Annotated in this window: 12 protein-coding genes and 1 pseudogene; 7 read left to right on the forward strand and 6 right to left on the reverse strand. The window is 66.9% G+C overall.

Translation table 11 applies throughout. The annotated features are described in order from the left end of the window. Positions 1 to 42 precede the first annotated feature (42 nt). The 5 genes from AB4Y63_RS18380 to AB4Y63_RS18400 all read left to right on the forward strand — a co-directional run bounded on the left by AB4Y63_RS18380 (position 43) and on the right by AB4Y63_RS18400 (position 5,624). The gene (locus AB4Y63_RS18380) at positions 43 to 615 is read left to right on the forward strand and encodes a TetR/AcrR family transcriptional regulator (RefSeq protein WP_441792513.1); all 573 of its coding nucleotides are present in this window, start codon (positions 43 to 45) and stop codon (positions 613 to 615) included. A gap of 115 nt (positions 616 to 730) precedes the next feature. Continuing rightward, positions 731 to 1,495 carry a LamB/YcsF family protein gene (locus tag AB4Y63_RS18385; protein ID WP_441792514.1) on the forward strand — a complete coding sequence of 255 codons (765 nt, stop codon included), beginning with the start codon at positions 731 to 733 and terminating at the stop codon, positions 1,493 to 1,495. Between the two features lies 1 nt (position 1,496). Further along, on the forward strand, positions 1,497 to 3,161 hold the full coding sequence (locus tag AB4Y63_RS18390; protein WP_441792515.1) for a 5-oxoprolinase/urea amidolyase family protein: 1,665 nt from the start codon (positions 1,497 to 1,499) through the stop codon (positions 3,159 to 3,161). A gap of 10 nt (positions 3,162 to 3,171) precedes the next feature. Beyond that, positions 3,172 to 4,917 (forward strand): acetyl/propionyl/methylcrotonyl-CoA carboxylase subunit alpha, encoded by a 1,746-nt coding sequence (locus AB4Y63_RS18395; protein WP_441792516.1) that lies wholly within the window; start codon positions 3,172 to 3,174, stop codon positions 4,915 to 4,917. 20 nt (positions 4,918 to 4,937) lie between these two features. Continuing rightward, positions 4,938 to 5,624: a GntR family transcriptional regulator gene (locus AB4Y63_RS18400; RefSeq protein ID WP_441792517.1), complete on the forward strand. Its 687-nt coding sequence runs from the start codon at positions 4,938 to 4,940 to the stop codon at positions 5,622 to 5,624. Between the two features lie 212 nt (positions 5,625 to 5,836). On the opposite strand, the pseudogene AB4Y63_RS18405 reads toward AB4Y63_RS18400, so the two are convergent. The 6 genes and pseudogenes from AB4Y63_RS18405 to AB4Y63_RS18430 all read right to left on the reverse strand — a co-directional run bounded on the left by AB4Y63_RS18405 (position 5,837) and on the right by AB4Y63_RS18430 (position 11,740). Then, a pseudogene (locus tag AB4Y63_RS18405) lies at positions 5,837 to 6,621 on the reverse strand (putative hydro-lyase). A gap of 7 nt (positions 6,622 to 6,628) precedes the next feature. Next, the gene (locus tag AB4Y63_RS18410) at positions 6,629 to 7,858 is read right to left on the reverse strand and encodes an NRAMP family divalent metal transporter (RefSeq protein ID WP_441792518.1); all 1,230 of its coding nucleotides are present in this window, start codon (positions 7,856 to 7,858) and stop codon (positions 6,629 to 6,631) included. Positions 7,859 to 8,173: 315 nt separating this feature from the next. Next, the gene (locus AB4Y63_RS18415) at positions 8,174 to 9,388 is read right to left on the reverse strand and encodes an ABC transporter permease (protein WP_441792519.1); all 1,215 of its coding nucleotides are present in this window, start codon (positions 9,386 to 9,388) and stop codon (positions 8,174 to 8,176) included. After that, complete coding sequence (locus tag AB4Y63_RS18420) at positions 9,385 to 10,083, reverse strand: ABC transporter ATP-binding protein (RefSeq protein ID WP_441792520.1); 699 nt, start codon at positions 10,081 to 10,083, stop codon at positions 9,385 to 9,387. Before AB4Y63_RS18420 ends, AB4Y63_RS18415 begins: the two co-directional genes overlap by 4 nt. Further along, entirely contained in the window at positions 10,080 to 11,216 is a 1,137-nt protein-coding gene (locus AB4Y63_RS18425) for a peptidoglycan-binding protein (RefSeq protein ID WP_441792521.1), read from the reverse strand. Before AB4Y63_RS18425 ends, AB4Y63_RS18420 begins: the two co-directional genes overlap by 4 nt. Beyond that, positions 11,213 to 11,740 (reverse strand): hypothetical protein, encoded by a 528-nt coding sequence (locus tag AB4Y63_RS18430; protein ID WP_441792522.1) that lies wholly within the window; start codon positions 11,738 to 11,740, stop codon positions 11,213 to 11,215. Before AB4Y63_RS18430 ends, AB4Y63_RS18425 begins: the two co-directional genes overlap by 4 nt. Positions 11,741 to 11,915: 175 nt before the next feature. Between AB4Y63_RS18430 and AB4Y63_RS18435 the strand changes: the two genes are divergently transcribed. Both AB4Y63_RS18435 and AB4Y63_RS18440 read left to right on the forward strand, forming a co-directional pair. Beyond that, a complete protein-coding gene (locus tag AB4Y63_RS18435) occupies positions 11,916 to 12,581 on the forward strand; it encodes a response regulator transcription factor (RefSeq protein ID WP_441792523.1) in 666 nt (221 codons plus the stop codon). After that, positions 12,559 to 13,815: a sensor histidine kinase gene (locus AB4Y63_RS18440; RefSeq protein WP_441792524.1), complete on the forward strand. Its 1,257-nt coding sequence runs from the start codon at positions 12,559 to 12,561 to the stop codon at positions 13,813 to 13,815. The genes AB4Y63_RS18435 and AB4Y63_RS18440 overlap by 23 nt, the downstream gene beginning before the upstream one ends. Positions 13,816 to 13,891 lie beyond the last annotated feature (76 nt).

Consider the following 13,891-nt stretch of genomic DNA (forward strand, 5'->3'; position numbering starts at 1 on the left):
CGCCGTGTTCGCGCCCGATCTTCGTCCTCGAAAGGAATACGTTTGCGACCCAGCCTCGCCCCGGAGCGTCAAGCGGAGATGCTTGAAGCGCTCGCCGCCTGTATCACGGAAAGTGGAATCCACGGCCTGACCGTGCAGGCTGTCGCCGACCGTTCCGGCTGGAGCCGGGGGCACGTGAGGCACTACCTCGGTAACAAGTCTGACCAACTGAACGCGCTTGTCGACTCCTACATCGAGCGGTACGCCGCCTCCCTAGAACGCATCGTCGAGGCAGCTCCGGTCGGCATGAGGCGCCAGGTCATTCTTGATGAATTGTTCGGTGAGACTTGGCAGGGGGCCCGGCCACAGGACGACATCGTCTTGGATGCACTGACGTCGTACGCCACGTCGAATCCGGGATCGGGCGTGTCGCTGACACCGCTCTATCAGCGCATTCTGCACGCAATCGAGACTGCAATGGCTGAAGCGTTTGAGCCGGGTGAAGCAACGGCGCGAGCTGAAGTTGTTCTGGCCCTCGCCTACGGCCTCTCGAGCATGCTGCGTATCGGCATCTTCGGAAGCGCTGCAAATTCTGCGCATGCTGCTGTCGTTCTCGGGCTCAGCGACACACCGTAGGTCGACCGCCCGGCACATCTCTCAACCTCTCGGGCGACAATGATGAAGGATTGTTGAACAATCCGTCGAAATGGTGCAGGCTAGTGAGTAGAACTTTTCTTTCAATGGAGAACGGATGCCGACTATCACTATCGATCTCAACAGCGACGTAGGCGAGTCCTTCGGCAACTGGTCCTTCGGCAATGACCAGGCCATCATCGCCTCGGTCTCCAGCGTCAATGTCGCAGGTGGTTTCCACGCCGGCGATCCCAGCGGCATCCGGGCCACCTGCGCCGCCGCTGCCGCCGCCGGCGTCACGGTGGGGGCGCATCCCGGCTACCGCGACCTCGCCGGCTTCGGCCGTCGCTTCATCGACATGGTGCCCAGCGAGCTCACCGACGACGTGATCTATCAGATCGGTGCGGTGCAGGCGCTCGCCGCCGCGGCCGGCACTGCCGTGCGCTACGTGAAACCGCACGGCGCCCTCTACAACACCATCGCCCGGCATCCGGAGCAGGCGCGAGCGGTGACCGAGGCGATTCTGGCCGTCGACCCCAGCTTGCCGCTCATGGTGCTGCCGAACTCCGAGATCGCCCGGGTGGCGTCGGACGCCGGCCTCCGGGTTGTTACAGAGGCCTTCGCCGATCGCGCCTACAACGCCGACGGTTCCCTCGTTTCCCGCACTCTGCCGGGCGCCGTGCTGCACTCGGTGGATGCCGTGATCGAGCAGGTGCTGCGCATCGCCATCGACCGCCAGGTGCGTGCCATCGACGGCACCCTGATCGACGTGTCGGTCGACAGCCTGTGCCTGCACGGCGATACTCCCGAGGCAGTGAGCCTGGCCGGTGCGATTCGCACGGCCCTGCTCGGTGCCGGCGTGAGCATCCGGAGCTTCGTTTAGCGTGGCGGCGACCAGGCCGGTGTCGATCCTGCGCCCCGTGGGTGATCGGGCGGTACTCGTTGAACTCAGCACCCTCGCCGAGGTTCTCAGTCTGCAGGCGTACCTGGAGCAGCATCCGCTCGCCGGCCAGGTCGATGTCGTCGCGGCCGCCACGACGGTTCTCGTGACCGCCGACTCGGCTCGCGCGGCGCGCGGCTACGCGGAGGCTCTCCGCCACCTCGACCTGACCGAGGCGGTCGTCGCCGATGACACACTCGTGACGATTGACACGATCTACGACGGCCTCGACCTCGACGACGTCGCCGGACTCACCGGATTGAGCCGTGAGGCGGTCATCGCCGCGCACGGCGACCAGACTTGGACCGCCGCGTTCGGCGGTTTCGCGCCCGGCTTCGCCTACTTGGTGGGGGAGAACAGCACGCTGGCGGTGCCGCGCCGCAGCACACCCCGGCCGAGTGTTCCCGCTGGTTCGGTCGCGCTCGCCGACACCTATTCCGCCGTCTATCCCCGGGTATCGCCGGGCGGCTGGCAGCTCATCGGGCACACGACGGCCACGATGTGGGACCTCGACCGACCGCAACCCGCGCTCGTGCGCCCGGGCAACCGCGTGCAGTTTCGGGCGGTGCGGGCGAGCCTGCTCACCGCTGCCGCCCCTGCTGCTCCCGCTGCCCCCGCAACGCCGGTCTCTCTCGATCCCGCCGAACAGCGCGATGTTCGGCCGAGCGCCGGCCTGATCGTGCGCAATCCGGGACTGCAGACCACCGTGCAAGACCTCGGCCGGCCGGGCTATGCGAGCCTCGGTGTGGCCGGTTCCGGCGCCCTCGACCGGGGCGCCGTGCGCCAGGCGAACCGGCTCGCCGGCAACGCCGCCACCGCGGCAGTTCTCGAGAATGCGCTCGGCGGACTGGTGCTGCATGCTGTGTCAGACGAGGTGCTCGCGGTAACCGGAGCAACGGTTTCGCTCGAGGTCACCGACGGCGACGGATGCATGCGCTCGGTCCCCGGATTCGCGCCGTTCGCCCTGCTCGCGGGCGAGACACTCACCATTGGAACTCCGACGACGGGCGTGCGCAGCTACGTCGCCGTGCGCGGCGGCTTCGACACCCCGGTGTTGCTCGGAAGCCGGGCCACCGACACGATGTCGGGCATCGGCCCGGCGGTGCTGGTGGCCGGGAGTGCCCTGGCGGTGCTGCCGGCACCGCCGACGAGTGTCGTCGGTTCCCCGGAGACCGGCTCTGCCTCGCTCCCTGAGACCGGCTCCGCCTGCGCCACCGATCCGGCGTCAGCGGAGACCGTCACCGAACTCCGCTACGTTCCCGGCCCCCGCGCCGACTGGTTCAGCACCGAGACCCTCGCCGAGTTCAGCCGACAGAGCTGGACGGTCACCGCGCAGTCGAACCGCATCGGTTTGCGACTGGCCGGCGAAGCGCTGCGTCGGGAGAAGACGGGCGAACTCGCCAGCGAGGGCACCGTCAGCGGAGCCATCCAGCTGCCGGCCTCCGGCCTCCCCGTCTTGTTTCTCGCCGATCATCCGGTGACCGGCGGCTACCCCGTGCTTGGCGTTGTGCTTGAGTGCGACCTCGACCGGGCGGCTCAATTGCCGACCGGAGCCCACATCCGTTTCCTTGCAGTCCCTCGTGCTGCATCCGTGTCGTCCCAGCACTGAAAGAGCCCCCATGCGAAAAGTACTGATTGCCAACCGCGGTGAAATCGCCGTGCGCATCGCCCGCGGCTGCGACGATGCCGGGCTTGAGTCCGTTGCCGTCTATGCCGACGTCGACGCCGACGCCTTGCATGTGAGCGTGGCGACCGAAGCCTTCGCCCTCGGCGGCGATGCGCCGGCCGACACCTACCTCAACGTCGACAAGCTGCTCGCCATCGCGCGGCGTTCCGGAGCCGACGCCGTGCACCCCGGCTACGGTTTTCTCTCGGAGAACGCCGACTTCGCGCAGGCCGTCGGCGACGCCGGTCTGACCTGGGTGGGCCCGAGCCCCGAAGCGATTCGCTTGCTCGGTAACAAGGTCTCTGCGCGAGAGATCGCAATTCGCGTCGGGGCGCCCCTTGTCGCCGGCAGCGAAGGAACCGTCGAGACCGCCGCAGAGGTACGCTCCTTCGCCGAGAAGCACGGCCTCCCCATCGCGATCAAGGCGGCGTTCGGCGGCGGCGGGCGCGGCCTCAAAGTGGTCTGGGAGATGGATGCGATCGAGGAGTCCTTCGACTCGGCCGTGCGTGAGTCCCAGGCGGCCTTCGGTCGCGGCGAGTGCTTCGTCGAACGCTTTCTGCACCAGCCGCGGCACGTCGAGGCCCAGATTCTCGCCGACGGCCGGGGCAACGTCATCGTCGTCGGAACCCGCGACTGCTCGCTGCAGCGCCGCAATCAGAAACTCGTCGAAGAAGCGCCGGCCCCCTTCCTGACCCCGGCCCAGCGCGACCTGATCTACACCTCGGCGAAGGCCATCTGCCGGGAGGCCGGCTACAGCGGCGCGGGCACCGTCGAGTATCTGCTCGCCCAAGACGGCACCATCTCGTTTCTCGAAGTCAACACGCGCCTGCAGGTGGAGCACCCGATCACCGAAGAAACCTCAGGCATCGACCTCGTGCAGGCACAACTCGCCATCGCGGCCGGCGGCGCCCTGCCGGTCGAGCGCGATCCAGAGGCGCGGGGACACTCCTTCGAGTTCCGGCTGAACGCCGAAGACCCGGCGCGCGGCTTCCTGCCGTCCCCCGGCACGGTGACCGCCTTCGCTCCGCCGACCGGGCCCGGAATCCGGGTGGACACCGGGCTGCGCTCCGGCGGTCTCGTACCCGGGCAGTTCGACTCGCTCTTCGCCAAACTCATCGTCACCGGCGCCGATCGCCAGCAGGCACTCCGCCGCGCGCGCCGGGCCCTCGCCGAGATCGACATCCAGGGTCTCGCGACAGTGCTGCCCTTCCACCGGGCAGTCGTCGAGTCGCCGGCCTTCACCGCACCCGACCGCCTCGGGGTGTACACCGGCTGGATCGAAACCGAGTTCACCGAGCAGCTCCTGCCAGACCCGGCGCTCGGTGTTGTGCCGCCCGAGGCCGCGCGCCGCACGATCAGCATCGAGCTGGACGGGCGACGGATGGCGGTCGGCCTGCCCGCCGCGCTGCTCGCAAGCCTGGAGGCAGGCGCTCCGATCGGCGCGGCCGCCGCCCTTGCCGCGGCAACGGCGACAGTCGCCGACCCGGAGAGACTGCACTCCGCGATGGGCGGAACCGTCGTGAAATGGCTCGTTCCGGTGGGGTCATCCGTCGCCGCCGGTGAGCCGGTTCTCGTGATTGAGGCGATGAAAATGGAGTCGACCATTCGAGCCCACCGGCCCGGCATTCTGCAGGACCAGCTGGTGCAGACGGGGGACACGGTGAGCGTGAACTCCCCTGTCGCATCAATCGTCGGCTGACTCACCCCTATCGTGGGCGTATGACTCTCGAAGACATCCTGACCGATCTGCGACAGCAGAGCGCCGAGGTGCGCCATGCGGAGACCGGAACCTGGGTGGCGTCAGTGCTGCGCGAACGCATCGCGGCCGGGCAGCTCGCGCCGGGCGCGAAGCTGGCCGAGGAGGCACTCGGCGAAGTGCTCGGGGTCTCCCGCAATACCCTCCGGGAGGCGTTCTCAACCCTCGCCGCCGAGCATGTGGTGACGCGGATTCCCAACCGCGGTGTTTTCGTCGCGCAGCCGACCGCCGACGACATCCGCGAGATCTACCGGGTGCGCCGGTTTCTGGAGCCGGCCGCGCTGCTCTGGGCCCCGCACGGCAACACCCGGCCGATGCACGCTGCCGTTGCCCGGGCGCGTCTGGCCCGCGCGAGCGGTTCGGTGTCAGAGATGGCGGGGGCGAACCAGAGCTTCCATGAAGCGGTCGTCGCCCTCGCCGGAAGCGAACGGCTGAACATTCAGATGGAACAGGTTCTGGCCGAGATGCGGCTGGTCTTCCACTCGATGGTGGCCGACCCGGGCTTTCACGAGCCGTACATCGAAGAGAATGCCCGCATCGCCGAACTCGTCGACGCCGGGGAACGCGCCCAGGCCGCAGAGCTGATGGGGGACTACCTGCGCCGCGCGGAGGCGCAGCTGCTCGATGCGATGGTGGCCGAGTCGGCCTAACTATCGTTGATTCGCTGGCGGTTGCGCGCCTATCGCGTTGGTCGAGGGCGAGCGAGCGCAGCGAGCCCGTGTCTCGAGACCCAGTGAGCCGACCTTCAAACGCGACCCACGCCCGAGGATCGGCTTACGGGATCTCGAGATGCGGCCGACTCCGTCGGCTGCTCCTCGATCACCGGGATGGTCAGCCCGTGAACCGATGAGCTGATAAGTCGCTAGTCCACCAGGTAGTCGGAGTCTCGGGCATCCGTGATCAGCATGTGACCCGGCGCATGCCCGATCGCCAGAAGCGAGCGCGACTCCATCACGGCCGCCTGCGGGGTGACGCCACAGGCCCAGAAGACCGGAACGTCCCCGGGGTGCAACTCGACCGCGTCACCGAAGTCGGGCGAGCCGAGATCAGTAATTCCGAGTTCGGCGGGGTCGCCCACATGCACCGGCGCGCCATGCACCGCGGGGTAACGTCCGGTGATGCGTACCGCGTCATCCACCCGGTCGGCGGAATTGGGCGCATCGAGACGACGAGCGGCCCGCTGAGAGTTCCGGCCGGCACGCAGCGCCGGTTCGTGCGGTACATCGGCACGTTCTTGCCCTGGTCGATGTGCGCGATCGGCACCCCGGCATCCTGCAACGCCGTCTCGAAGGTGAAACTGCAGCCCACGATGAACGTCACGAGGTCGGGGCGCCACCAGGCTGAGAGGTCAGTCGGCGTGTCGACGAGCACGCCGTGCTCGTAGACCGTGTACCGGGCCAGATCGGTGCGGATGTCGCCCCCGGCGAGCAGCGGCCCGCTCGTTTCGCCCGCCTCGAGCACCCCGAGCACGGGGCAGGCCTGCGGATTGCGCTCGGCAAACAGCGCCACGTCCGCCGCCTGCTCCCGCGGCACGATGATGAGGTTCGCCTGGGTGAACCCCCGCGACCAACCGGCCGTGGGAGCCACCAGGCCACCGCGGAACAATGCCCGGGCGGCGGCGGGAGTGAGGGAGGACGTTGCACTCATGGGCCGGCTACACCCACAGCTTGGCGAGGCCACCGAGCGACTGGTAGCCGAGGAAGAGCGTGAGCAGCCAGGCGGCGACACCGAGCAGCAGCAGCCACTTCGGGTAGACGTAGCCGCCGAGCAGGTCGCGGCGACGCCAGGCGACCCAGAGGATGACGGTGAAGCCGACGGGCAGGATGAGGCCGTTTATGGCGCCCGCCATGATCAGCAGGGTGGCTGGAGCCTGACCGAGGAATAGGTAGACCACGGTCGATACGGCGATGAAAACGCAGGTGGCGATGCTGCGGGTGCGCGGCTTCGTCTTCGCGCTCGTCACGAAGGAGATCGAGGTGTATGCCGCGCCGATCACCGAGGTGATCGAAGCCGCCCAGAGGATGACGCCGAACAGCACCAGGCCGATGTCCCCGGCCGCAGCCTGGAACGCCGAGGCGGCGAGGTTGTCGCCGGTGAGCGTCACGCCGCCGGCAACGACACCGAGAATTGCCAGGAACAACAGCACGCGGATGACTCCGGTGATGATGATTCCGAAAATCGAGCTACGCGTGATCTCGCCGACGTTCTCCTTGCCGGACACACCGGCGTCGATCATCCGGTGCGCGCCGGCGTAGGTGATGTACCCGCCGATCGTGCCGCCGATCAAGGTGGTGATGACGAGAAAATCGATGTTGTCGGGGATGACCGCGTTGCGCAGTGCCTCACCGAGCGGCGGGCGCGAGACGATCGCGACGTAGCCGATGAGCAGGATCATCAGGGCGCCGAGCACGACGACGATCTTGTCGAGGGCGACCCCGGCTCGCTTGCTCAAGAAGATCCCGATGGCGATCAGAGCCGATACCGCGCCGCCGATCTTCGGGTCGATGCCGAGCATGGCGTTGACGCCCAGCCCGGCTCCGGCGATGTTGCCGATGTTGAAGACGAGTCCGCCGAGGCAGATGAGTGCGGCGAGAAACCAGCCGGCACCGGGGAACACCGTGTTGGCGAGTTCCTGGGCACGCTTGCCGGTCACGCCGATGACACGCCAGACATTCAGCTGAACGGCGATGTCAACGAGGATCGAGACGACGATCGCGAAGGCGAATGCAGCACCGAGCTGAACCGTGAAGTTCGTGGTCTGCACGATGAAGCCGGGTCCGACGGCGCTGGTGGCCATGAGGAACATCGCGCCGACGAGGGCGCCGCGGTGTTTGTTCTTGAGTTTCTTCGGAGGCGTCGTGGGGGTGGTAATCGTCGTGGACATCGTGCTCACTTCCTTGGGGGCATCGTCAGCGCCGATGGCCACTGATGCTGGAAAAGCATACGATTGTTCAACAATCGACGCAAGGCGATCGCGGATGTTGAGCAAAACTCGCGACACGACAACGGTACGGAAGTCGACCTGGGGAGGCCCTGGCAGCGGGGTCGAGTCGCGCTCACGTGCCGGCATCCGCTCGCCTGCTTCAGGCGGGAGCCGCTTTCCCCCATTCGACGGAGATAAGTCGCGAATCCGGCCAGATGTGGCGGGAAACGGTCCAAATCGTGCAAATCTCCGTCGAATGGGAGGGGCGTTGCTGCGTTAGGCGCTCAGCGCCGCCGTCGGCGAGGTGCGCGCAGCTCGCACAGCTGGCAATACTCCCGCAATGGCCCCGACTGCGATCGTCACGGCGATACCGGCGACGAGCACTTCGGGCGGAATGGCCACGACCCACCCGTTGGTTTTGGCGGCAACGGCCGTGATGATCCAGCCGAGCGCAGTGCCGGCGAGTCCGCCGTAGGCGGAGAGCAGCATGGCCTCGAAGAGGAACTGCACCCGGATGTGCCGCCGGGTGGCTCCGAGGGAACGGCGCAGGCCGATCTCACGTCGCCGTTCGAGCACCGAGATGACCATCGTGTTGGCCACACCGATTCCGCCGACGAGCAGCGCGATCGAACCGACCCCGACGAGCAACCCGGTGAATGCCTGGTCGACGGTGTTCTGTGCGGCCAAGGCGTCGGACGGGCGGCTGACCTTCACCGCGCTCGGCGAAACGGGGTTGACGGTCGGTGGCAGCAGTTTTCTGACCTCCATCACACGGGCCTCGTCGGAGCGCTCGTAGATCGTGGTGGGGCTGCCGGCATAACCGAAGAGCTGCTGGGCGATCGATTCGCCGATCAACGCGGTCGAGTCGAGCTCCGGCACGAGTGGAGAAGAATCAAGAATGCCGACCACCGTGAACTGGTGGTTGCCGAGCCAGACCAGCCCGCCGGCGGTTTGGACCCCAAGCCGCTCTGCCGCCGTGCGTCCCAGCACGACGGTCGGGAACTGCGCGGTCGCCTCGTTCAACCAGGTGCCGGTCAAGATGGTCGATCCCGTCGCTTCCAGCAGGTCGAGATCGGCCGCGGCAGCGGTCAACCCGCCCGTGCGAGAGGGCTCGATCTGAGCATTCCGAAAGACGAAGATCTTCTCGAGAGTCGCGGTCGAACTGGCGTGCTGCACCCCGGGAATTCGACGGATGAGTGCGGTCGCCTCGGGAGAGAGCGGGGTGTTCTGGCCGAGGAGATCAGTTCCGCCGCTGACCGTGAGGAGGTTGGTGCCGAGGTCGGCCAGCTTCTCTTTGATGAGCGCCTGACTGGATGTCGAGATGCCGATCACCGAGATCATCGCGGCGATGCCGATGGCAATGCCGAGCGAGGAGAGGATCGCCCGCATCGGGCGGGCGCGCAGACCGTGAAAGCCGAGCGAAAAGAGGTCGCCCGCACGCAGTCGGGATCGGAGGGAGGGCGTCGTGCTGGCACTCGTGCGACGGCTCATGCCGCAACCTCCGCGCTCGCCCGCACATCGGCCACGATTTCGCCGTCACGGATGCGCACCTGGCGCGGCATCCGATCGGCCAGATCCTGGTCGTGGGTGATCACGACGACGGTGGTGCCCGCACGGTTCAACTCGTTGAGGATCTCCATGACCCCGGCGCCCGATTTCGTGTCGAGACTGCCGGTCGGCTCATCGGCGAGAAGCAGCCTTGGGGCGCCGACGACGGCCCGCGCGATGGCGACGCGTTGGCGTTCACCGCCGGAGAGCTGGCGGGGGTGGTGAGTGAGGCGGTCGCCGAGGCCGACGCGCTCGAGAGCGATGGCGGCGAGACGGCGACGCTCGCGTGGCGGCATCCCGGTGTAGAGCAGACCGGTCGCCACGTTGTCGAGAGCCGTGACCCCGTCGGAGAGGTGGAACTGCTGAAAGATAAACCCGATCGTGTACGCACGCAGCGCCGACAACTCGGCGTCGGTCATTCGGGTCACGTCGTTGCCGGCGATCTTCGTCTCGCCGGAGCTGGCCCGGTCGAGTGAACCGATGATGTTGAGCATGGTCGATTTTCCCGACCCGCTCGGGCCGACGATGGCAAGCATCTCACCCTCGTCGATCGTCAGGTCGACGCCGTTCAGTGCCACAGTGGGCGGTGAGCCGTAGCTGCGAGTCACGCCCTGGAGCTCGACGATGGCGGGACTCATTTCGCCACCACGACGGTGTCGCCCTCGGCAAGCTTGCCGCCGGTGACGGCGACGAAACCGTCGGCGAAAGCGCCCAGCTCGACTGGAACCAGCCTCGTTGTCTTGCCGGACTTCGAGGAGTCCTTCAGCGTGACCTCCACGGCGAATCCGCCGCCGGGCTGGGCAAGCAGGGCGGCAACAGGAAGAAGTAACGCGTCTTTTTGCTTGGTCTGGGTGAGCACGATGCTGACCGACACGTTGTCGAGGGATTCGGCGGCTGCCGGGTCGTCGAGGGTGAGGGTCACCGGAATTTTCATGGTCTTGCCGTTGGTGCCGTCCTTTTCGACGGGGGCGCCGATGGCGACCACGGTCCCGGTGGTCTCTGCGCCGCCGGGCAGCGCGATCTTCACCTGCGCGCCGACGGGAGCGAGCGACTGCTGCGAGGTGTCGATGAAGGTTTGCACTTCTTTGTTCGCACCGGTCACCGAGATCACCGCTGCCCCGGCCGCATCGCCGATTCTGGCTTTCGGAGCTTGGATTCGCACGTCGGCGGGGGAGAAGATGATTCGTCCGGTTTCGATGGTGCCCGTCTTCTCGAGGCCCATTGACTTCTGCCACTTTTCGATGGCGGTTGCCGTGCTCCCGGCGAACTCCTCGTCAGGCTCTCGCGTGAAGAAGCCGAGCGTGGCCAGGTTCTTCTCGAGTTGCAGCACGTCGGCGCCATCCGTCATACCCGTGCTGAAAGCCCGCCAGACCGGCAGGTCGCCGTGCATCAGGATGACGGGCATGTTGTCGACACGAAAAAGCTCCTGGCCGGTTGTGACGACGGTGCCGGCGGGCGGGAAGCCGGTGACGATGCCGGACAGCGAGGTGCCGAGATCACGGGGGGCCGAATAACCCAGCGTGCCCGACGCACGCACCAGCTCGGTGAGGTCGCCGCGGCTGATCTTCAGCGTCTCGACGTTCACGGGCTTCGGGTCAGAGCTGGCCTTGTTCGGGGGCTGAACGAGCACGATGGCTGCGGCGACCGCGGCGACCACGAGGAGACCGACGGCGCTGAGGAGCAGGGCGCGCTTGGTGCGGCGCGGCTTGGCGACGGTGCCCGGTCTGTCGCTGCCGGCGTTGGCGTTGGTGGTGTCAGTGGTGGCGCTCATTTGGTGGTTTCTTTCTCCGCCTTGGCCGAGCAGGCGTCGACGATATTCGGGTCGACGTCGGACCCGAACGCCGCGCCCATGCCGCCGGAACCCTTCACCGGGTCGGGGTAGTCGTAGCCGGAATCGCGCATGCATTTCGCGAAGGCGAGCTGCGTGTCGAACATTTCGTCTTCGGTCGGCTGGTTCGGGTCGACCGGTGCGTCACCGACCTTCGCCGTACAGGCGACGGAGGCCTTGTTCAAGGCGTCCATGTCGAACTGTGAGGTGTCGACCGACCCTGTCGGTTCGCCTGCTGCGGTTTCTCCGCCGGTCAGGTCGAAGCCTGCCTCTTTCATGCAGTCATCCATCTTCTGCCTCCAGTCGACGATGGAGGTTTCGAAGTCGCCGTTGCTCTTCAAGTCGTCGCCCGTGTCGGCGCTCGGCGAGCAGGCGGTAAGGCCGAGCAGGAGGAGTGCGCCGGCCGCAGCCGCAAGGGAGCCGGCGACAGTGCGACGGATGGTGCGGGTGGGGAGAGTTGAGTGCATGGCCTTGTCTTTCGTCAGTTGCCTGGTCGGGTGACCGGGCAGATTCCAGTTCAGCAAGAGGGAGGTTTCGAGAACGTAAAGTGGCTGGCTTACCTTTTGATAACCACGCGTCTGGTTGACTTCAGGTCTGCCTGACTTCGAGATGAAGACAAAGAACCGCCCGAAAGGTGAACGCGTGAGAGTGCTGATCGTTGAAGACGAGGAGTTTCTCGCCGACGCCATTCGCACACGCCTGGCGATGGATGCGATCGCGGCCGACGTGGTCGGCGACGGCGACGCGGCGTTGGAAGCCGTGGACATCAACGACTACGACGTCGTGCTGCTCGATCGCGACATTCCCGGCACCCACGGCGATGACGTCTGCCGCACACTCGCCGCTGACCCGGAGAGCCCGGCGATCCTGATGCTGACTGCCGCGGGGCAGCTCGAAGACCGCGTCGGCGGCCTGGAACTTGGTGCCGACGACTACCTGGCCAAACCTTTTGAGTTTCCCGAGCTGATCGCCCGGCTGCGTGCGCTGAACCGTCGTCGGTTCACTTCGCATCCGCCCGTTCTCGAACGCCGCGGGATGCGGCTCGATCCGTTCCGACGCGAAGTCGTCTGCAACGGGCGATTTGTGACGCTCACGCGCAAGGAGTTCGCCGTGCTCGAACTGCTGATGCAAGCCGACGGCGGCACCCTGAGCGCCGAGACCATCCTGGAAAAGGCCTGGGACGAGAACGCCAACCCGTTCAGCCATACGGTCAAGGTCACGATCAGCACGCTGCGCCGCAAGCTCGGCGATCCCACCATCATCACCACCGTCCCGGGAGTCGGCTATGCCATCAGCGACGACAACTGAACCTGACGCGGTGCAGCCCGCCGCGACGCAGCCCGAGTTTCGGCGTTATCGTGCGACGGTGCGCACCCGGCTCGCGCTGACTTACTCCGCACTTCTCACCGGTGCCGGAGTTGTCATGCTCGGCGTCGTCTACGTGGTCATGCGGTTCGTGCCCACCTACGACCTGGTGGCTTCCTCGTCGGTTCCCGCCGCGACGGTGGCGCCCGGCGCCTCGCCGCCGTCGATCGAACCGATCCCTGAGGTGGTCTCCACGCCCGCTCCCGCCGCGCTCACCACTCCGGCCAGCGAACTGACCATCAGCTCGACTGATCAGATGCTCAACCTGCTGCTCGTCATTTCCCTCGTGGTGCTCGTCGTGCTGGCCATCGTCGGTGTCGCCGTCGGCTGGGCCGTCGCCGGACGGATGCTGAAGCCGTTGCAGTACATCAACACCGCTGCCCGCCGGGCCGCGCATGGCGACCTGAGCCAGCGCATCCGCTTGGCCGGGCCGCGCGATGAGATCTCTGAACTCGCCGCGAACTTCGATGACATGCTCACCCAGCTGGAGCGCTCGTTCGCCACCTCGAAACGGTTCGCTTTGAACGCGTCGCACGAGTTGCGCACCCCGCTCGCCACGACGCGAGCGATGCTCGACGTGGCGCTGGCGCAAACCGATGCGCCGGAAGACCGGGTCGTGTTCGACCGGCTCCGCATGATGAACGAACGCAGCATCGACACGGTCGAGGCGCTGCTCGATTTGGCGAAGATTCAGTCGTCGACCGCTCAGCCGGAGCTGATCGACCTGGCGAAAGCCGCGGCAGAGGTCGTGGAGTCCTGTGCAGGGGAAGCAGCTGAGCGGAATGTGCGCATCGACCTCGCTCTCGAGCCCGCGATGATCGAGGCTGAGCCGGTTCTCGTGCGCCAGCTGCTCACCAACCTCGTGCAGAACGCCGTCCGTCACAACACGACAGACGGCGGCTTCGTCGCAGTGACCACGAAGTCAACTGATGGCGGTGGCGCCGCCCTCGAGGTCAGCAATAGCGGGGCGCTGCTCGATGCGAGCGTGGTAGCCGCCTGGACCGAGCCGTTCACTCGTGCCGCGGGGCGGGCATCCACCTCAGCGAACCGCGGTCACGGCCTCGGGCTGTCGATTGTGGCGGCGATCGTCGAACGACTGCACGGCACGCTCACGTTGGAGCCGCGATCGAGCGGTGGCCTGCGGGTCGTCGTCGGGTTTGTGTCGGTGGGCGACTAGCGACCAGAGGTTGGCTCGCCGCGCGCCACCACCTGGGCGTGGGGAATCCCGCTGGGCGTGCGAGATGGTGCACGCC

This window comes from Leifsonia sp. YAF41, from assembly GCF_052113185.1.
In the GTDB taxonomy this organism is placed as follows: domain Bacteria; phylum Actinomycetota; class Actinomycetes; order Actinomycetales; family Microbacteriaceae; genus Cryobacterium.